General features: G+C 41.8%; 10 protein-coding genes, 8 tRNA genes and 1 pseudogene. All 19 read left to right on the top strand.

Annotated elements, in window-relative coordinates; translation table 11 throughout:
- Positions 1-146 precede the first annotated feature (146 nt).
- Positions 147-1,598, top strand: coding sequence for an amino acid permease (locus tag FD44_RS00005; protein ID WP_010619573.1), 1,452 nt, complete (start codon positions 147-149; stop codon positions 1,596-1,598).
- 134 nt (positions 1,599-1,732) lie between these two features.
- Positions 1,733-2,785 (top strand): tagatose 1,6-diphosphate aldolase, encoded by a 1,053-nt coding sequence (locus tag FD44_RS00010; RefSeq protein WP_010619574.1) that lies wholly within the window; start codon positions 1,733-1,735, stop codon positions 2,783-2,785.
- 92 nt (positions 2,786-2,877) lie between these two features.
- Positions 2,878-3,510: a deoxynucleoside kinase gene (locus FD44_RS00015; RefSeq protein WP_010619575.1), complete on the top strand. Its 633-nt coding sequence runs from the start codon at positions 2,878-2,880 to the stop codon at positions 3,508-3,510.
- 283 nt (positions 3,511-3,793) lie between these two features.
- Entirely contained in the window at positions 3,794-5,071 is a 1,278-nt protein-coding gene (gene serS / locus FD44_RS00020) for a serine--tRNA ligase (protein ID WP_010619576.1), read from the top strand.
- 316 nt (positions 5,072-5,387) lie between these two features.
- Positions 5,388-5,460 (top strand) — tRNA-Val (locus tag FD44_RS00025).
- A 3-nt stretch (positions 5,461-5,463) separates the two neighbouring features.
- Positions 5,464-5,536: transfer RNA gene (locus FD44_RS00030), tRNA-Lys, on the top strand.
- Positions 5,537-5,556: 20 nt separating this feature from the next.
- Positions 5,557-5,640, top strand: a tRNA-Leu gene (locus FD44_RS00035).
- A gap of 35 nt (positions 5,641-5,675) precedes the next feature.
- A tRNA-Thr gene (locus FD44_RS00040) sits at positions 5,676-5,749 on the top strand.
- 6 nt (positions 5,750-5,755) lie between these two features.
- Positions 5,756-5,827: transfer RNA gene (locus tag FD44_RS00045), tRNA-Gly, on the top strand.
- 13 nt (positions 5,828-5,840) lie between these two features.
- Positions 5,841-5,926 (top strand) — tRNA-Leu (locus FD44_RS00050).
- A 29-nt stretch (positions 5,927-5,955) separates the two neighbouring features.
- Positions 5,956-6,029 (top strand) — tRNA-Arg (locus tag FD44_RS00055).
- A gap of 27 nt (positions 6,030-6,056) precedes the next feature.
- A tRNA-Pro gene (locus tag FD44_RS00060) sits at positions 6,057-6,130 on the top strand.
- Between the two features lie 465 nt (positions 6,131-6,595).
- Positions 6,596-8,341 (top strand): annotated as a pseudogene (gene spxB / locus FD44_RS00065) (pyruvate oxidase).
- Between the two features lie 97 nt (positions 8,342-8,438).
- Positions 8,439-9,311 carry an FAD synthetase family protein gene (locus FD44_RS00070; protein WP_010619578.1) on the top strand — a complete coding sequence of 291 codons (873 nt, stop codon included), beginning with the start codon at positions 8,439-8,441 and terminating at the stop codon, positions 9,309-9,311.
- A gap of 163 nt (positions 9,312-9,474) precedes the next feature.
- Complete coding sequence (locus tag FD44_RS00075; RefSeq protein ID WP_010619579.1) at positions 9,475-9,942, top strand: CtsR family transcriptional regulator; 468 nt, start codon at positions 9,475-9,477, stop codon at positions 9,940-9,942.
- Between the two features lie 17 nt (positions 9,943-9,959).
- Positions 9,960-12,458 carry an ATP-dependent Clp protease ATP-binding subunit gene (locus FD44_RS00080; protein ID WP_010619580.1) on the top strand — a complete coding sequence of 833 codons (2,499 nt, stop codon included), beginning with the start codon at positions 9,960-9,962 and terminating at the stop codon, positions 12,456-12,458.
- Between the two features lie 34 nt (positions 12,459-12,492).
- Complete coding sequence (gene gorA / locus FD44_RS00085) at positions 12,493-13,878, top strand: glutathione-disulfide reductase (RefSeq protein WP_010619581.1); 1,386 nt, start codon at positions 12,493-12,495, stop codon at positions 13,876-13,878.
- A 233-nt stretch (positions 13,879-14,111) separates the two neighbouring features.
- A complete protein-coding gene (gene rpoB / locus FD44_RS00090; RefSeq protein ID WP_010619582.1) occupies positions 14,112-17,729 on the top strand; it encodes a DNA-directed RNA polymerase subunit beta in 3,618 nt (1,205 codons plus the stop codon).
- 17 nt (positions 17,730-17,746) lie between these two features.
- A complete protein-coding gene (gene rpoC, locus FD44_RS00095) occupies positions 17,747-21,400 on the top strand; it encodes a DNA-directed RNA polymerase subunit beta' (protein ID WP_010619583.1) in 3,654 nt (1,217 codons plus the stop codon).
- The last annotated feature ends 25 nt before the right edge of the window (positions 21,401-21,425 follow it).

Here is a 21,425-nt window from a genome sequence, read left to right on the forward strand (position 1 = left end):
TCCAATATTTGGGGTTCACTTCACAGCAAAAAATGCTGAGGAGCTTTTTAATGTCGGCAGTCTTGTAAGCGCTACTATTTCAGGTTACAATCTAAGCGGAAAGACTAATAAAGACCCTTATTGGGGTCAAAAGGTGTGTGAAAGTCATGGCAGATGACCAGGAAAGTCATCAGGTAAAACGCGAGCTTAAAACCCGTCACGTTTCAATGATTGCACTTGGCGGTAGTATTGGGACTGGCCTTTTTGTGGCTAGTGGGTCTGCAATATCAACTGCGGGACCAGGAGGCGCACTTGTCGCGTACATTGCGATGGGGATTATGGTTTTCTTTCTAATGACCAGCTTAGGTGAAATGGCAACCTATATGCCAGTTTCTGGGTCGTTTGCGGCGTATTCGACTAAGTACATTGATCCAGCGATGGGATTTGCGATGGGTTGGAACTATTGGTTCAACTGGGCAATTACCTTGGCGGTAGATACGTCTACGGCCGCACTGGTAATGAAGTTTTGGCTACCAGATGTTCCGGGCTGGATTTGGAGCATCATCGTTTTAATCATTATTTTTCTGTTAAATGCGTTAACCGTCAAAGCGTTTGGAGAGTCAGAATTTTGGATGGCAATGATCAAAGTGGTTACCGTCATCATTTTTCTGATCATTGGATTTGCAACAATCTTAGGAATCATGAGTGGTCACGCAACGGGGCTAGAAAATTTAACCTATAAGAAGGCTCCGTTTGTCGGTGGTGTTCCCGCTATCTTGAGTGTGTTTGTCGTCGCTGGATTTTCATTTCAGGGAACTGAATTGGTGGGGATTACAGCTGGCGAGTCGGAAGATCCTGAGAAAAGTATTCCAAAGGCAATTAACCAGGTATTCTGGCGAATTGTTCTCTTTTACATTCTCTCAATCTTTGTGATTGCTTGCATCATTCCGTACACGAGTCCTGATTTGTTAGGTTCGTCGGCATCGGACGTTGCAATTAGTCCGTTTACGTTAGTCTTTAGACGAGCAGGTTTGGCAACGGCAGCCAGCGTCATGAATGCGGTTATTTTGACGTCCGTCATTTCTGCAGCAAACTCGGGAATGTACGCTTCCACCAGAATGTTGTATTCGTTGTCAGTTCAAGGATACGCGCCGTCAAGTTTTATGAAAACAACACGAAATGGCGTTCCACTCCGAGCACAAATTGTGACAACCATTGTTGGGGCGCTTACCTTTATCGCAAGTATCGCAGGCCCACAGATCTATATTTGGCTAGTATCGGCTTCAGGATTAACTGGCTTCATTGCGTGGTTAGGCATTGCGTTGTCCCACTATCGGTTCAGAAGAGCATTCGTTAAGCAGGGCCATCAGCTTAGCGAACTGAAGTATCACGCAAAGTGGTTCCCATTTGGCCCGATATTTGCGTTAATTCTTTGCGTGTTAATTATTGTTGGCCAGGACCTAAGCGCGTTTAAAAATTTTGATTGGCAACAAATATTAGTGACCTATTTGAGCGTTCCATTGTTTATTGGTCTATATAGCTATTACAAGATTAAACATCATACGAAATTAATTTCATTAGAAAAAATAAACCTCTCTCATATCTTTGAAAGAGACTGATATATAAGGAACTGTCGCACACCTTTATTTTAGATGAGGTGTGCTATTTTTGCTATTTCTATTTAATATTCTTGCTTTTTTAAAGGACTATATCCATAATGGTATACATATTAATAACCTACAGGAGTGAGACTATGACAATGAAGCGAATTTCCAAAGGTAAATTTGAACGCATGAATCGATTAAGTACGGAAAATGGCATTATTAATGCACTGGCACTTGATCAACGAGGCTCAATCGTTAAAATGATCAAATCTGGTACGGAGCGAAACGGCAAACGATTTAATATGGATTTGGTTTATGACTTTAAAAAATTAGTTGCGCAAGAATTAAGTACTGAAGCGTCAGCAATGTTGATTGACGAAGAGATGGGTTTTAAAGCAATCGAAGCTAAGGATTCAAACACCGGCCTTATCATGTCGTACGAGCAAACTGGGTATGACGTTGATACACCTGGCAGGTTGCCCCGATTTATTGAAAATCAATCTGCTCAAATGATGGTTCGGAAGGGTGCGGATGCATTAAAAGTGCTTTTGTACTTTAATCCTAACGATCCGGCAGAAATTCAAGCCACCAAGAAAGCGTTTGTCGAGCGGTATGGAACCGAAGCTGCGGCTGCGGACATTCCAACCTTTTTGGAAATTATTACCTATGACGATAAGATTGGTGGCAGCAAGTCTCGCGAATTTGCAAAAGCAAAGCCAGAGCTTGTTTTACGTTCCATCTCTGAATTCACAAAGCCACAGTATCACGTCGACGTTTTGAAGCTGGAAGTGCCGTTCAATCCAGATTATGTTGCTGGTTTAACGGATGCTAACGTTGACCCGGTCTATGAAGAAAAGGACGCAAAGGACTACCTCCATCAAATGAAGGGACTCGTCACTCGGCCATACATTTTCTTAAGTGCCGGTGTGCCAACGCCCGTTTTCCAAAAGGAATTACAACTTGCGTCAGAAGCTGATTCAGGATTTTCAGGAGTGCTCAGTGGGCGAGCAACCTGGATTGAAGGAATTGATGTTTACTTAAATGAGGGCGCTGACGGACTGACAAAGTGGTTGGATTCCAAAGGGAAGCAGAATATTCACGATTTAGCTTCCATTCTTAGTGAAGGTGCAAAGCCTTGGTACAGCGTCTATGGTGGCTTAGAAAATATTGATGTATTTGATGCTAAAACGGTAATCGATTAAAAATGTTTGGGGGATTTGCCACGATATATTGCATTTTGCCACTCGGATGGTACAATATATTGTGTTGAATTTAATCTAAAGGAGAGACCCCCATGCTTGTATTATCTGGAACGATCGGGGCTGGTAAAACCAGTCTTACTAATTTATTAGCGACACATTTACACAAACCTGCATTTTATGAATCCGTAGATGACAATGAAATTTTGCCATTATTTTACAAGGATCCGAAAAAATACGCCTTTTTGCTACAAATTTACTTTTTAAATAAGCGATTGGATAGCATTAAGAAAGCCGCTTCTGATGACCGCAGCATCTTAGATCGTTCTATTTTTGAGGATTCACTCCTGTTCCATTTGAATGCAGACTTAGGTCGGGCAACTAACACTGAAGTATCAATCTATGATTCACTCCTAAGCAACATGATGGAGGAATTACCGGAAGATACCCATAAGAAAAATCCTGATTTATTGATTCACATCAACATCTCGTTTGATACCATGTTGAAGAGAATTAAAAAGCGCGGACGTTCTTATGAGCAAGTTGACCAAGATCCCAGCTTATTCGAATATTATAAAGAATTAGATGAACGCTATAGTGACTGGTACGAAAACTACGATAAGTCAGATAAAATTCAAATTGATGGCGATAAGTATGATTTCGTGGAAAATCCAGGCGCACGTGGGCAAGTGCTTCAGCTAATCGATCAAAAAATTGCAACTCTGTAATTATTTGAGAAAAATTATTAAATAGCGTATGATACAGGTAATTATTAAACGCGATGTACCTAAGTAGAGTGTTAAGAGAGATAGTGGCCGGTGTGAACTATTAGACTCGAATTCCAGTACGTTAATGCGGGCAGGTAATGCTGCACGGTGAAAGCCGTTATTTTCATGAGTGTATAGGTAAGCTTTATCTATGAACTTGGGTGGTACCGCGAAGACCTTCGTCCCAATATCTGGGAGAAGGTCTTTTTTGATACCTAAAAATAAATGAAAAGAGGAAATAAGGATGTTAGATTTAAAAATGATTCGTCAAGAAACGGACTTTGTAAAAGAAAAGTTGGCTACTCGTGGGATTAAGGCAGAGGAAATTGATGAGCTCTTAGCTTTGGACCAGCAGCGTCGGGACCTTATCGTCAAGAGTGAGGGCATGAAGGCGACCAGAAATCAGGTTTCTGATGAAATTTCACAACTTAAACGCAACAAGGAAAGTGCAAACGACAAGATTGCTGAGATGCAAAAAGTCAGCAAAGATATTAAAGCGCTGGATGAAGAACTTGTTGAATTGGAAGTGAAGGTTCAAGACAAGACGTCGCGCTTACCAAATATTCCAAACGACAACGTTCCGATTGGATTGACTGAAGAGGGTAGTGTTGAACTTCGTAAATGGGGCGATATTCGTCACTTTGATTTCAAACCAAAATCTCACTGGGAGATTGGTGAAGATCTGGGAATCCTGGATTTTGAACGGGGTGCTAAGGTTTCTGGTAGTCGATTCCTGTACTACGTTGGCCAAGGAGCAAGACTTGAACGAGCACTCTACAACTTCTTCCTTGATCAAAATCAGGAGGCAGGCTTTAAAGAAGTTTTGCCGCCTTATATGGTAAATGCCGCCTCAATGTACGGAACTGGCCAATTTCCAAAATTTACCGAGGACGTTTATAAGCTTGAGGATGAGGATGAAATTTTAATTCCAACGGCTGAGGTTCCTTTGGTAAACTACTATCGCGATGAAGTGATACCAGCAGAAAAATTACCCGTGCGGTTTACAGCTTTGAGCCCAGCGTTTCGTTCAGAGGCTGGTAGTGCCGGCAAGGACACTCGAGGCCTTATTCGGTTACATCAATTTAACAAGGTCGAAATGGTTCAGTTTACGAAGCCAGAAGATTCATGGGAAGCACTTGAGATGATGACAAATCATGCTGAAGAACTTCTCAAATTATTGGGAATTCCGTATCACGTTATCACACTGACAACGAGCGACATGAGCTTCACCGCCGCAATGACTCATGACTTGGAGGTTTGGTTACCATTCCAAGATCGTTATCGTGAGATTTCAAGCTGTTCAAATACGACCGATTTTCAGGCTCGTCGTGCCCATATTCAATATCGAGATGAAAATGGTAAGCTACAATACGTAAATGCCTTAAACGGCTCAGGATTGGCAGTAGGAAGAGCAGTTGCTGCTATCTTGGAGAATTACCAGAATGAAGATGGAACTGTTACGATTCCTGAAGTACTCCGTCCATACATGGGTGGCGCAGAAATTATTACTAAGGAAGACTAAGTTATAAAATTGAATTTTGTGAGGCCCCGTTTGATTCAACAAACGGGGCCTTTTTTAGTGGGCGGAATGCTGTTAAGAAAGGCGTTTATGAATAAAAGTAACGTTTCAGTAAATCAATTTAAAAAAAGACTAGCGTTTTAAATTCAAAAAGTGTAATATATTTATTGCTGGAAGAAATGGTTTTCATTTATTGACTGAATATCTATTCAAAAAAGATTGAAAGTTTGTTGACAAGCTTTTTCCTAGATGATAAACTAGGATAGTTGTTTCGGAGATGTCGATCGTAATGTTCACCATTTTTGAGGCGTATGTACATGGAGGATTAGCTCAGTTGGGAGAGCGTCTGCCTTACAAGCAGAGGGTCACAGGTTCGAGCCCTGTATCCTCCACTTGAGCCGTTAGCTCAGTTGGTAGAGCATCTGACTTTTAATCAGAGGGTCGACAGTTCGAGACTGTCACGGCTCATTCCCAGTTTATAACACCATGCGGGTGTGGCGGAACTGGCAGACGCGCTAGATTTAGGTTCTAGTGTCTTTAATGACGTGGGGGTTCGAGTCCCTTCACCCGCACTTATACCTTATAGTTTATAATTAGGTATGCATATGCCGACTTAGCTCAGTTGGTTAGAGCGCTTCACTAGTAATGAAGAGGTCGGGCGTTCGAATCGTCTAGTCGGCATCATATGCGGAAGTAGTTCAGTGGTAGAACATCACCTTGCCATGGTGGGGGTCGCGGGTTCGAATCCCGTCTTCCGCTTTATACCAACCCTGCCGGGGTGGCGGAATTGGCAGACGCACAGGACTTAAAATCCTGCGGTCAGTGATGACCGTACCGGTTCGATCCCGGTCCTCGGCATTTTTACAATTTAATATTTTTATTATTATGCACCCATAGCGCAACTGGATAGAGTGTCTGACTACGAATCAGAAGGTTGTAGGTTCGACTCCTACTGGGTGCATTTTTTGTTGTATTCAGATAACAAAAGCGGGAAGTAGCTCAGCTTGGTAGAGCACCACGTTCGGGGCGTGGGGGTCGCAGGTTCAAATCCTGTTTTCCCGATAATGATAAAAAGTTAGAAAGCACTGGTCTTTTAGGCCGGTGCTTTTTGATTGTCCAGAAATGAACAGGTAAAACAAATTGAAAACGCTTTATTAACGGTATTTTGAATCTAAAACCGATTTTTGTGAAAAAATAATCACAAAGGGAAACCTAAAGTTACACTAGCCAACCAATTTGCTTACAATTTGGTGTGAAGTGGTGAAACCCTTATATATCATGCCTTATTAGCCTACTTATTTGGTCAAATAGTGATTTGACTTTGAAATATTGAGAACTATACTAAGATTTGTAATTGAGTTTGTGAAAGTTAAACCGCTTTCAAAACGGTTGCTCTTTACAATTCGACGAACTAATTAACAATGTTTGAAACGATCCACAACAAACCCCACCTTCAGTATTTTTAAAACAAATTATGAAAGCGATTTAATTGTCCACGTTTTAAATAATTGCAAGGAGGAAATTTTCATGGCAGATAAAATTAGTGGCTCAGATGCAGTCCTCAAAGTCATTTAAGACTGGGGCGTTAATCACATTTACGGGTTACCAGGTGGCTCATTTGATTCAACAATGAACGCTATCCATAATCAAAAAGATCATTTCAATTATATCCAGGTACGTCACGAAGAGGCTGGTGCTATTGCAGCTTCTGCAGATTATAAGTACACAGGCAAAATTGGTGTCTGCTTCGGTTCAGCTGGCCCTGGTGCCGTTCATTTGATGAATGGTTTATACGATGCAAAGATTGACCGTATTCCATTATTGGCAATCGTTGCTCAAGTTCCTACATCTCGCATGAACATGGATTTCTTCCAAGCTACTGATGAAGAGCCAATGTTTGATGATGTTTCTGTTTGGAACAGAACCGCTATGACTGCAGAAAGTCTTCCACAAATGGCTGACGAAGCAATTCGTCAAGCATATGAGAAGAAGGGTGTCGCTGTTTTGACCATTCCTAAGGACTTAGGCTGGGCAGAAATTGATGATACTTACGTTTCAAATGCTAAGTCACAAGTTACGCCTCTTTATCCAGACCCAACTCCAGAAAGTGTTTCTGAAGCAACTAAGTTAATCAAAGATGCAAAATCACCAATGATTTACTTTGGTTTAGGTGCCAAAGATTCAGAAGAAGAATTAAAGGCTGTTTCAGAAAAATTCCACATGCCTCTTGTTTCTTCAGTACTAGCAAAGGGTATCTTGGATGAAGATTATCCAGCATACTTAGGGTCAACCGGACGTGTTGCTCCTAAACCAGGTTCAGAAGCTGGATTCAGTACTGACTTAATTCTTTGGGTTGGTAACGATTCTCCATTTAGTATCTTCCTATTCAATAAGAAAGCTAAAGTTATTCAAATTGATATTGAAAGCGAAAAATTAGGCAAACGTCGCTCAGCTGATGTTGCTATGTTGACTGACTCAAAGAAGGCCTTGAAGGCAATTCTTGATGCCGGTGAAGACAAACCAGCTTCAGACTTCTACAATGCATATATTGCTAACAAGAAGAACTGGACTGAATGGCAAGACAGCTTCAAAGACAGCGATGAGAGTCCTGTTCGTCCAGAACCAATCTTTGACGTTATTAACAAGACTGCTAGCGATAAGGCCGTATTCAGTGTTGATGTCGGTAACGTTAACATCAACTTCGAACGTCTAATTGATATGCACAGTGACCAAAAGTGGAGTACTTCAGGTAAGTACGCAACTATGGGCTGGGGTGTTCCAGCATCTATTGCTGCCAAAGTTAACTATCCAGACCGCGACGTTTACAGTCTAAGTGGTGATGGTGGTTTCGCAATGCTTACGGAAGAAATCTTAACTCAGGTTAAGTATAATTTACACATCGTGAACGTTGTCTTCAGTAACTCAACTTTAGGTTACATTGAAGCAGAACAACGTGACGATACTCACCAACCACAATCAGGTACTGAAATTGCTGATACCGACTGGGCAAAGGTTGCTGAAGGTTTAGGTGCCGTTAGCTTTACTGCTCGCAACAAGGCTGAGTTCCAGAAGGCTATTGATGAAGCTGCTAAGACTGACAAGCCAGTTGTTATTGACGTCAAATTAACACACAAGATGCCATTTACTACTGAGCACATGTTTATCGACCCATCATGGCAAGATAAGAAACAAGTCGATGAGTTTGTTAAAACATATGATGCACAAGCTTTGAAGCCATTAAGCTACTTCTTGAAGCAAGCTGCAGCTAAATAACAATCGATTAAAATGATGATTGTACCCGGGAAAGTTGAATTTTCGTTTTGGAAATTCAGCTTTTCTATTACATAAAATTAATTTGGGAGGGATAAAGATGCAAGTTGACTACTTGAGTGATGATGAAACCTTAAAAGGTCAAACTAAACCAGAGACAGTTCTCGTACTTGGCTTTTTTGACGGCGTCCATCGTGGCCATCAACACGTTATTCAAACAGCACGCAAATTGGCCAATAAATATCACTTACCGTTATCCGTGATGACGTTTGATCAGCATCCTTCCCAAATTTTTAAAACAGCATCTTCCGAAAACTTTAGGTATCTGAATACGGTCGACCAAAAAGTTACGCAAATGGAAAAGAACAAGGTTGATTGCTTATACATTACGAAGTTCACGAAAAAATTTGCAAGCCTATCACCCCAGCAATTTGTTGATCAATACATTGTGCAGTTAAATGCCAAACTGGTCGTGGTTGGATTTGATTACACGTTTGGGGCGGGTGCTAGCGCAACGGGCGATGACTTAAGAGGCTATTCTCATCAGCAGTTTGATGTGAAAGTGGTGCATAAATTGACGCATACGGATGTGAAAGTGAGCTCAACTCGAATTAGAGCGTTGATCAAGGCTGGTAAAGTTGAACTGGCAAACACCTTGTTAGGATATAAATATGAGACAAATGGTCGGCTAATCAAGACTCCAGATGGTCAATATGGCATTGAATTAACGAACTCATTGCAGCAAATTCCGACCGCTGGTAGGTTTGAGTGTCAGATGCTGTACGGCAAACGACCGCTGTCGGTGTTTGTGGAAATTAGCGCTAAGGACGGCCTCCTAATCATTAAGAATCAAAAAATGGTAGACGCCATCAACGTGAAGCAAAATCAATTAGTGAGTCTTAAATGGTTGAAATTAATTTCTGAAAGTTCAGCGATGACTCGTCGTCAGCATTTGTTTGAAATATCAAATTAAGACGATTATATATAGAAGAAAGACAAACTTTTTTGGGTTCACTCAAGAAATGGTTTGTCTTTTTAATTGTCGGTTAAATTTCAGTCCTATTTCTTTGCATTTTTGGAAAACATTCGTATAATAATAGTCAACATTAGTCAAACAAAAGTTGGGAGGGAATAACGTGCAGGGTCAGAACATTTCCGATATTATCGAAAAGTATCTGAAGCAAATTTTGGCGGATTCCGAGCAGGTTGAGATTAGTCGTTCCGAAATTGCTAATCTATTCAATGTTGTTCCATCTCAGATTAACTATGTTATGAAGACTCGTTTTACGATTCAAAATGGGTACATCGTTGAAAGTAAACGAGGCGGTGGCGGTTACATCCGTATCGAAAAAGTGAATTTGCTGGATGATGTAGGTGTAATCGATTCCTTAATTGGGACGATTGGGGAATCCATTTCTCAGAGAGATGGGCTCGCAATTGTGCAAAATTTGTACAATAATGAAGTTGTAAACAGGCGAGAGGCCAATTTAATTTTAGCGGCTATTGATAAGCAAACTTTGGCAGCGGACGATCGCATGCAGGAAAATAGTTTTAGAGCGCGAATTTTGATTGGAATTTTGAATCATTTACGTTACGAGAGCTAAGGAAGAGAGGATTTTATATGGATAATTTATTTACTCCCAGCGCTAAAAGCGTTTTGGTATTGGCTCAAGAACAAGCAAAGTACTTTAAGCATCAAGCAGTTGGGACAGAACACCTCTTACTTGCCCTGACAATTGAAAAAAATGGGATTGCAAATCGGGTCCTAGATCAGTTTTCCATTACCGAAGATGATGTGAGAGAAGAGATTGAACGGTTTACTGGCTATGGAACAATGACCAGCGTCAGCAAGGAATCTTACTTACCATATTCACCAAAGGCCAAGGATATTCTTGCTCTTGCTGGAGAAGAAGCTAAACGATTGGGAGCAACAAAAATTGGAACAGAACACCTTTTGCTGGCCCTCTTAAGCGATGAAACAATTTTGTCGTCTCGAATTTTAATGAATTTAAACTTAGATTTGACTCAGACTCGTCGGGTCATTTTACGTAAATTGGGTGTTAGCGAAACACAAGCAAAACGAAAGAGCAATCAGCGTCAGCGCAAGCAACAGGGTGGAACACCAACCTTGGACTCTTTGGCACGTGATTTAACCCAAATGGCCAAAGAGGATCGAATGGATCCAACGGTTGGCCGTGCTAAGGAAGTTAAGCGGGTCATCCAGATTCTAAGTCGCCGAACCAAGAACAACCCCGTTTTAATTGGGGAACCTGGTGTTGGTAAAACAGCGATTGCTGAAGGACTTGCGCAAAAGATTATTGCGGGCGACGTTCCGGAAGACATGCAGCAAAAACGATTAATGATGCTTGATATGGGATCATTGGTTGCTGGAACTAAGTATCGTGGTGAGTTTGAGGATCGCCTCAAGAAGGTCATTGATGAAATTTACAATGATGGCCAAGTCATTCTATTTATTGATGAATTACACACGTTAATTGGTGCTGGTGGGGCTGAAGGTGCAATTGATGCCTCGAACATTCTGAAGCCGGCGTTAGCGCGAGGCGAACTTCAAACTATTGGTGCAACAACACTTGATGAATATCAAAAGTACATTGAGTCTGATGCTGCCTTGGAGCGTCGTTTTGCGACGGTTCAGGTGGATGAGCCAACGGAAGATGAAACGGTTGAAATTTTGCACGGGCTAAGACCAAGATATGAGGATCATCATCACGTCAACATTTCTGACGATGCCTTGAATCAAGCTGTTAAACTCTCTAGCCGCTATATTAGTGACCGATTCCTGCCTGATAAAGCAATCGATTTAATGGACGAAGCAGCTGCAAAGGTTCGTATTGACCATATGGGACAACCAAGTAAGCTGTCTAAACAAGAAGATGAATTAAGCGATTTGCACGATAAGCGCGAGGCTGCTATCTTAGATCAAGCTTTTGAAAAGGCTGCTGAAATTCGTGATCAAGAAGTGAAACTCGAAGCTAAGATTCAAAAGAAGCAAGAACGAGCAGCAAAACAAAATGATGAAGGCCAAAACTACTCACTGACTGTCAGTGCTGAGGATGTGGCCGAAGTCGTTGCTGAATGGACAGGAGTTCCAATTACGCAACTTCAGAAGAGCGAAAGCGACAGACTCATTAATTTGGAATCAGTTCTCCACAAACGAGTGATTGGACAAGAAGAGGCTGTTTCGGCGGTTTCTCGTGCCATTCGACGTGCGCGAAGTGGTCTGAAGGATCCGAATCGTCCAATTGGGTCATTTATGTTCCTTGGCCCCACTGGTGTCGGAAAAACGGAACTTGCCAAAGCCTTGGCTGAAGCAATGTTTGGTTCAGAAGACAACATGATTCGAGTTGATATGAGTGAATATATGGAAAAGTATTCAACTAGTCGATTGATTGGCTCAGCGCCAGGATACGTTGGGTATGATGAGGGTGGACAATTAACGGAAAAAGTTCGCCAAAAGCCATACTCAGTTGTGCTATTTGATGAAGTTGAAAAGGCTCATCCTGATGTCTTCAACATTTTGCTCCAAGTTCTTGATGATGGATTCCTAACTGATTCAAAGGGTCGCCGTGTTGATTTCCGGAACACGATTTTAATCATGACGTCTAATCTCGGGGCAACGTTGCTACGAGACGAAAAGACAGTTGGATTTGGTGCTGAGGATAAGGCTGGCGATTATAAGGCAATGGCTGATACCATTAAGCAACAATTGAAACAGTCATTCCGTCCCGAGTTCTTAAACCGAATTGATGAAACAGTTATTTTCCATTCATTGAACAAAAAAGAACTTCACCAGATTGTGAAGTTGATGACCAAGAACATTATTAACCGCATCACGAATCAAGGAATTGCAGTTAAGATTACGCCCGCTGCAATTGATGTCATTGCGGGGGCTGGGTTTGACCCAGAGTACGGTGCCCGTCCAATTCGACGTGCATTACAAACGAAGCTGGAAGATAAGCTTAGTGAGGAATTGTTAAGTGGCCGATTGAAGGCGACTGATCAAGTCACAATCGGAGCTAGACAGGGCGACATTACCATTACGGTAAAGGAACCAAAGGCTAAAACCGATAAAGGGAATCAACCAGTGACAAGCAAATAATAGGAGGGCTGAGACAATTGTCTCGGCCTTTTTTATGGAGGAAATTAGGATACAAACTAAAAAAGTAGACTATATTGTAATCGGCGGGGGATCTGGAGGCATTGCGTCAGCTAATCGTGCAGCTGAACGAGGCGCAAGCGTTCTGCTTTTTGAACCAAACCAAATTGGTGGGACCTGCGTCAACGTTGGGTGTGTTCCTAAGAAAGTTATGTGGCAGGCGGCCAATCTAATCTTGGATGAAAAATTAGCCCCAGATTATGGCTTTAGTGAACCTGCAATGACGCTTAATTTTGACCAATTTGTGGCAAACCGATCAGCTTATATTGACCGGATACACACTAGCTACTTTAACGGATTGGACCATAATGGGGTTATTCATTTAAAGCAGGCAGCAACCTTTGTGGATGGCCATACTGTGGAGTCGAATGGTGAACGATATACAGCTTCTCACATATTGATTGCGACTGGGAGCCGACCAAATCGTCCTGATATTGTTGGTGGCAACTTAGGAATCACTTCTGAAGACTTCTTTAGTCTAACCAAATTACCAAAACGGATTACCGTTGTGGGTAGCGGCTATATTGCAACTGAATTTGCTGGACTGCTTCATTTACTAGGAAGCGATGTGACAATTCTTTCCCGCCATCAAAGCCTACTGCCGACATTTGATCAAATCATTTCTGAAAATATTACGGCCCAATATCGAGATTCTGTGTCACTGCTAACGGGAGATGAGGCCGTCTCTGTTAATAAAGCAAACGGGGCGTTAGAAATCAAAACACAATCGGGTCGAACAGTTGAAACAGATCAAATCATTTGGGCAATTGGTCGAACACCGTATACTGCAAGCTTAAATTTAGAGAAGACGAATGTGCAGGTTGACGAAGCGGGCGCCATTACCGTTGATAAATATCAGAAAACGACGGCTGATGGAATTTATGCGGTCGGGGATGTCGTTAATTTAAAGAACCTGACGCCAGCTGCCATCGCGGCAGGTCGACGATTATCTGAAAGACTGTTTAACCAACAAACTGACAGTTACTTAGACTATTCGCAGATTCCAACGGTTGTGTTTACGCATCCAGAGATTGGAAGCGTGGGCTTAACGGAGGCGGAAGCGGTACACCAATTTGGTGCCAAACAGGTTCGAGTTTATGAGTCAAACTTTACGCCAATGAGGGATGCACTATCTGAGTCCAGTCAAAAAAGTCATTTCAAACTAGTGTGTGCTGGCGCTGACGAGCGAGTTGTTGGCTTACACGGGATTGGTGAAGGGATGAGTGAATTATTGCAGGGATTCAGCGTTGCAATCAGAATGGGTGCGACGAAACAGGATTTTGACCAAACGGTTGCAATCCATCCCACTCAGGCTGAAGAATTTGTCACGATGCGTGGCGGTCGAGCTGGCAAGGGGTCGTAGTTAAATGCTTGACAGTTAATGATTGAACGAGTATTATATCGTCTGTATGTAACTGTGACTGAAATTAACATCAACGATCTATTGTCCGTTGGCGTTACTATAAAGACCAAAAGTAAGAGAGATCTTATTTTTGGATTTTTTTTGCCCATTTTTGGGTCAAATATGCATTTGTAATCAAAATGTAATATTTGATTGGGGGTTTCGTCGCAGAATAATTTGGAGAGGTGAACAACTTGGCAGGACACTTAGTTAAATACGGGAAACACCGTACCCGTCGTAGTTATGCCCGAATCAAGGAAGTCCTTGATTTACCTAACCTAATCGAAATTCAAACCAATTCTTATAATTGGTTCTTGGATGAAGGTTTGCGGGAAATGTTTGAAGACATCATGCCAATCGATGATTTCCAAGGAAATCTTTCGTTAGAATTCGTTGATTATCAATTGTTGGAACCGAAGTACACTGCTGATGAAGCGCGGGAACATGACGCTAATTACTCAGCACCACTTCATGTCACTTTACGTTTAACAAACCACGAAACCGGCGAAATCAAGTCTCAAGATGTTTTCTTTGGCGATTTTCCATTAATGAGGGAACAAGGAACTTTCATTATTAATGGTGCCGAACGAGTCATCGTTTCTCAATTAGTCCGTTCTCCAGGTGTTTATTTTAATGAAGATAAAGATAAAAATGGTCGTACTATTTTTGGTACAACCTTAATTCCTAACCGTGGTGCATGGCTCGAATTTGAGACAGATGCCAAGGATATTTCGTATGTCCGAATTGATCGAACTCGTAAGATTCCAATGACTGAATTGGTTCGTGCGTTAGGATTCGGCTCAGATGACGAAATTATCTCAATGTTGGGCGATAATGAAAGTCTTGGCTTAACACTTGAAAAAGATGTTCATAAGAATACTGATGATTCACGAGTTGAAGAGTCTCTAAAAGATATTTATGAGCGTCTACGTCCTGGCGAGCCCAAGACTGCTGACTCATCACGTAGTCTTTTGACTGCACGTTTCTTTGATCCAAAGCGTTACGATATGGCTCCTGTTGGTCGTTATAAGACAAACAAGAAGTTAGCATTGAAGAATCGTTTATTGGGCTTAACTTTAGCTGAAACATTGGCTGATCCAGATACTGGTGAAGTATTGGCTCAAAGTGGCACATTAATTGATAAGGACTTGTTGAAGACGTTAACGCCATATTTGGAACGTGACGACTTTAAGACAGTTACTTATACGCCTTCAGATCAAGCTGTTGTGACAGCACCTATGGATCTTCAGATTATTAAAGTTCAATCACCTGATGATCCAGAACGTGCTATTCCAGTTATTGGAAATGGCAACATTGACTTGAAATACAAACATGTGACCCCAGCTGATATTATTGCTGCCATCAATTACTTCTTTGATTTACAAGAAGGCATTGGTAACACAGATGATATTGATCACTTGGGTAATCGTCGAATTCGTTCTGTTGGTGAATTACTACAGAACCAATTTAGAATTGGTCTTTCTCGTATGGAACGTGTTGTTCGTGAGAGAATGTCAATTCAAGATGCTTCTACTGTGACCCCACAACAATTGATTAATATTCGACCTGTTGTGGCTTCAATCAAAGAATTCTTTGGTTCATCACAATTGTCTCAATTCATGGACCAAACGAATCCGCTTGGAGAATTGACTCATAAGCGTCGTTTGTCTGCCTTAGGACCTGGTGGTTTAACTCGTGATCGTGCCGGATATGAAGTTCGAGACGTTCACTACACTCATTATGGTCGTATGTGTCCAATTGAAACTCCTGAAGGTCCTAACATTGGTTTGATTAACAGTCTTTCCAGTTATGCCCGAATTAACAAGTATGGTTTTATTGAAACACCATACCGTCGTGTCAGTTGGGATACCCATAAAGTTACTGACCGAATCGATTATTTAACTGCTGATGAAGAAGATAACTTCGTTGTTGCACAGGCGAACTCTCCATTAAATGATGATGGTTCATTTGTTAACGACGTCGTTATGGCGCGTGCAAAGTCAGAAAACATTGAAACTACTCTTGATAACATTGATTACATGGATGTTTCGCCTAAGCAAGTTGTTTCTGTTGCGACTGCATGTATTCCTTTCTTGGAAAACGATGATTCAAACCGTGCCTTAATGGGTGCTAATATGATGCGTCAGGCCGTTCCATTGGTTGACCCACATTCACCTTTAGTTGGTACTGGTATTGAATATAAGGCTGCTCATGATTCCGGTGTTGCTTTAATTGGTAAACATGACGGAACTGTTGAATATGTCGATGCACGAGAAATTCGTGTTCGTCGTGAAGATGGCGTCCTAGATAAATACAAGCTAATGAAATTCCAACGTTCAAACGGTGGTAAGAACTATAACCAACGTCCAATCGTTAAAGTTGGAGACCACGTTGATGCTGATGAAGTGTTAGCAGATGGTCCTTCAATGGAGGGCGGCGAACTTGCTTTAGGTCAAAACCCATTAGTTGCCTTTATGACTTGGCAAGGATATAACTTTGAAGATGCCATTGCCATTAACGAACGTCTTGTTAAAGATGATGTTTATACTTCAATTCATATTGAAGAATATGAATCAGAAGCTCGTGATACAAAGCTCGGACCTGAGGAAATGACCCGTGAAATTCCTAACGTTGGTGAAGATGCACTTAAGAACCTTGATGAAGAGGGAATTATCCGCATTGGCGCCGAGGTTCAGGACGGTGATATCCTAGTTGGTAAAGTAACGCCTAAGGGTGTGACCGAGTTATCAGCTGAGGAACGTCTTCTTCATGCAATCTTTGGTGAAAAAGCCCGCGAAGTCCGTGATACATCACTTCGGGTTCCTCATGGTGGTGGCGGTATTATTCAAAACGTCCGAATTTTCACTCGTGAAAATGGTGATGAACTATCACCTGGCGTTAACATGATGGTTCGTGTCTACATCGCTCAAAAGCGTAAGCTTCAAGTTGGTGACAAGATGGCCGGACGTCATGGTAATAAAGGAACTGTTTCGGTTGTAATTCCTGAAGAGGATATGCCTTATATGCCAGATGGAACGCCAATTGATATCATGTTGAGCCCAATGGGTGTTCCTTCACGTATGAATATCGGACAAGTTCTTGAAATTCATTTAGGTATGGCCGCTCGTAAGCTTGGCGTTCATATGGCAACCCCCGTCTTTGATGGTGCCCAAGATTCTGATATTTGGGGCGCTGTTAAGGAAGCTGGAATGGCTGATGATGCTAAGACAGTTCTCTACGATGGTCGTACTGGTGAAGCCTTTGACAAACGAGTTGCCGTTGGTGTTATGCACTATATGAAACTCGCTCACATGGTTGACGATAAGATTCATGCTCGTTCAATCGGACCTTACTCATTAGTGACACAACAACCATTAGGTGGTAAAGCACAATTTGGTGGACAGCGTTTCGGTGAAATGGAAGTTTGGGCACTTGAAGCTTATGGTGCTGCTTACACACTCCAAGAAATCTTGACTTACAAGTCTGATGATGTTGTTGGTCGTGTGAAGACTTATGAAGCAATCGTCAAGGGTGAACCAATTCCTAAGCCAGGTGTTCCAGAATCATTCCGAGTGCTTGTCAAAGAATTACAATCCCTAGGTCTTGATATGAAAGTTCTAGATGCTGATGATAAAGAAATTGAACTTCGTGATATGGATGATGACGATGATGATGTTGTGAACGTAGATGCTTTAAGCAAATATGCCGAACAACAAGCTGAACAAAAACAGCAAGCTGCTGATACTGAGGCCGCAACTAAAGCCAGTGCAGAGCAAGCTACTAACGAATCCAACACGAATACTAAAGACTAAAAAGGGAGGTCGATTCTTTGGTCGATGTAAATAAGTTCGAAAGCATGCAAATTGGCCTTGCTTCTCCAGATAAGATCCGTAGTTGGTCTTATGGCGAAGTGAAGAAGCCTGAAACTATCAACTATCGAACGTTGAAACCTGAAAAAGATGGACTATTCGATGAACGAATCTTTGGTCCAACTAAAGATTGGGAATGTGCCTGTGGTAAGTACAAACGGATCCGTTATAAGGGTGTTGTTTGTGATCGCTGTGGTGTAGAAGTTACTCGTTCTAAAGTTCGTCGTGAACGAATGGGACATATTGAGCTTGCTGCCCCAGTTACTCACATCTGGTACTTCAAGGGTATCCCAAGTCGAATGGGACTTGTCTTGGATATGAGCCCAAGAGCACTAGAAGAGATTATCTACTTTGCATCATACGTTGTTATTAATCCTGGTAACACGCCATTAGAGAAGAAACAACTTCTTTCTGAACGTGATTATCGTGATAAGAAACTTGAGTATGGTAACAAGTTTGAAGCCGAAATGGGTGCAAACGCCATTCGTAAGCTTCTTAATGATGTTGATTTGGAAAAAGAAGTTACCGAACTTAAGGAAGAGCTTAAAGAAGCTACTGGACAAAAACGGACTCGTGCCGTTCGTCGTTTGGACATCCTTGAAGCCTTCGTTACATCAGGTAACAAGCCGGAGTGGATGGTCATGGATACTGTTCCAGTTATCCCACCGGATCTTCGACCAATGGTTCAATTGGAGGGTGGCCGTTTTGCCACTTCTGACCTGAATGACTTGTACCGTCGAGTTATTAACCGTAACAACCGACTCAAACGTTTATTAGACTTGCATGCTCCTGGAATTATCGTTCAAAATGAAAAACGGATGCTCCAAGAAGCCGTTGATGCTTTGATTGATAATGGTCGTCGTGGCCGTCCAGTTGCTGGTCCAGGTAACCGTCCATTGAAGTCTCTTTCACATATGTTGAAAGGGAAGCAAGGACGATTCCGTCAAAACCTTCTTGGAAAGCGGGTTGACTACTCAGGCCGTTCAGTTATTGATGTGGGACCTTCACTTCGTATGAACCAAATGGGTCTACCCGTTCCAATGGCAATGGAATTATTCAAACCATTTATCATGAAGGAACTTGTTAAACGTAACTTAGCTTCAAACATCAAGAATGCTAAACGCAAAATTGATCATGAAGATGAGGATGTCTTTACGGTTCTAGAAGATGTGATTAAGGAACATCCAGTGTTACTTAACCGAGCACCTACTCTTCACCGTTTGGGTATTCAAGCTTTCGAACCCGTTTTAGTTAGTGGTAAGTCTATGCGTCTTCATCCATTGGCTTGTGAAGCTTACAATGCCGATTTTGATGGGGATCAAATGGCTATTCACGTTCCTTTATCTGATGAAGCTCAAGCAGAAGCTCGTTTGCTAATGCTTGCCGCACATCATATTTTGGCACCTAAAGACGGAAAGCCAGTTGTGACGCCTTCTCAAGATATGGTTATTGGTAACTACTACCTAACTATGGAAGAAGCCGGTCGTGAAGGCGAAGGAATGATTTTCAAGGATGGTAATGAAGCTGTTCTTGCCTATCGCAATGGTTTGGTTCACTGGCATTCACGTGTTGGTATTCAAACTTCTGCGCTTGAAACAAAACCATTTACAGACGAACAACGTTCAAAGATCTTGATGACAACCGTTGGTAAGATTATTTTTAATAATATTCTTCCTGGTTCATTCCCATATTTGAACGAACCAACAAACACTAACTTGAATGGTTATGTACCTGATAAGTATTTCTTAGATAAGGGTGAAGACATTCATGATTATCTAAAGAACGCTGAAATCGTCTTACCATTTAAGAAGGGATTCTTGAGTGACATCATTGCTGAAGTCTACAAGCAGTACAAGGTGACTGAAACGTCATTACTATTGGACCGCATGAAAGACTTAGGCTATGACGAATCGACGCAATCTGGTTTGACAGTTGGTATTTCAGATATTACCGAAGTTAAAGAAAAGCCAGCAATCATTGAGGCAGCTCATAAACAGGTTTCTACTGTAACGAAGCAATTCCGTCGTGGCTTGATCACAAACCAAGAACGTTATGAACGTGTTATTGGAATTTGGAATGACGCCAAGGATGATTTGCAAGATAAGTTAATTCATAATTTCGATCAACAGAACCCAATCTTTATGATGAGTGACTCTGGTGCTCGTGGTAACATTTCAAACTTTACTCAGCTTGCCGGTATGCGTGGCTTAATGGCCGCTCCTAACGGTGAAATCATGGAACTTCCTATTACTGCGAACTTCCGTGAGGGTCTCTCTGTGTTGGAAATGTTTATCTCAACCCATGGTGCCCGTAAAGGTATGACCGATACGGCCTTGAAGACTGCTAACTCAGGTTACTTAACCCGACGTTTAGTCGATGTTGCGCAAGACGTCATTGTTCGTGAAGTTGACTGTGGTACTGACAGAGGTTTGAAGATTAGTGCTGTTCTTGATGGAAATGAATTAATTGAACCACTTTATGACCGTATGTTGGGTCGTTATACGATGAAGTCAGTCGTAGATCCTAAGAGTGGCGACATTATTATTGGTAAGAACGAAATGATTGATGAAGACATTGCACAAAAGATTGTCGATGCCGGAATTGAAGAAGTAACAATTCGTTCAGCCTTTACTTGTAACACTGTCCATGGTGTTTGTGAGCATTGTTATGGCCGTAACATGGCTACTGGTGACGAGGTTGAAGTTGGAGAAGCAGTTGGTACTGTTGCTGCTCAATCAATCGGTGAACCCGGTACTCAATTAACCATGCGTAACTTCCATACCGGTGGTGTTGCCGGAAACGAAGATATTACCCAAGGACTTCCCCGAATTCAAGAAATTTTTGAATCACGTAATCCAAAAGGTAAGGCTGAGATTACTGAAGTTACTGGTGTGGTTGAATCTATCGAGGAAAACCCAGCAGAACGAACAAAGGACGTTACCATTAAGGGTGAATCAGATACTCGTTCATACACATTACCAATTAACGCTCGTTTACGAGTTGCTGAGGGCGATACCATTCGTCGTGGTTATGCGTTAAACGAAGGTTCAATTGATCCTAAGGAATTAATCCGAGTTCGTGATGTTCTTTCAACGGAAAATTACTTGCTTCATGAAGTTCAAAAGGTTTACCGTATGCAAGGTGTGACTATCTTAGATAAGCACGTTGAGATTATGGTTCGTCAGATGCTTCGTAAGGTAAGAATTATGGATCCCGGTGATACTGATGTATTACCTGGTACGTTGATGGATATTGCAGATTTCAAAGACGATAACTACAAGACTTTGATTTCTGGTGGCATTCCAGCAACTGCTCGTCCAGTTATTCTAGGAATTACTAAGGCTGCTCTTGAAACGAATAGTTTCTTGTCAGCTGCATCATTCCAGGAAACAACCCGAGTACTTACTGATGCTGCTATTCGCGGTAAGAATGATCCACTTGTTGGATTGAAAGAAAATGTTATTATCGGTAAGATTATTCCTGCAGGTACTGGTATGCCAGCCTACAGAAATATCGAGCCTAAAGAAGCTGGTGACTCGTCTACGGAAGGTGTTTATTCAATTAATGAATTAGAACGCCGGATGAAGGCTGAGGAAGCAGAACAAAATAAATAATTTCGAAAAAGCATCTAGGAAATTT

The sequence above is a fragment of the Secundilactobacillus malefermentans DSM 5705 = KCTC 3548 genome (assembly GCF_001436395.1).
Classification (GTDB): domain Bacteria; phylum Bacillota; class Bacilli; order Lactobacillales; family Lactobacillaceae; genus Secundilactobacillus; species Secundilactobacillus malefermentans.

Coding starts and splice junctions, on each gene's coding strand:
- FD44_RS00080 (WP_010619580.1), top strand. CDS start 9,960: ATGGATAATTTATTTACTCCCAGCGCTAAAAGCGTTTTGGTATTGGCT.
- FD44_RS00005 (WP_010619573.1), top strand. CDS start 147: ATGGCAGATGACCAGGAAAGTCATCAGGTAAAACGCGAGCTTAAAACC.
- gorA (WP_010619581.1), top strand. CDS start 12,493: ATGGAGGAAATTAGGATACAAACTAAAAAAGTAGACTATATTGTAATC.
- FD44_RS00010 (WP_010619574.1), top strand. CDS start 1,733: ATGACAATGAAGCGAATTTCCAAAGGTAAATTTGAACGCATGAATCGA.
- FD44_RS00070 (WP_010619578.1), top strand. CDS start 8,439: ATGCAAGTTGACTACTTGAGTGATGATGAAACCTTAAAAGGTCAAACT.
- serS (WP_010619576.1), top strand. CDS start 3,794: ATGTTAGATTTAAAAATGATTCGTCAAGAAACGGACTTTGTAAAAGAA.
- FD44_RS00015 (WP_010619575.1), top strand. CDS start 2,878: ATGCTTGTATTATCTGGAACGATCGGGGCTGGTAAAACCAGTCTTACT.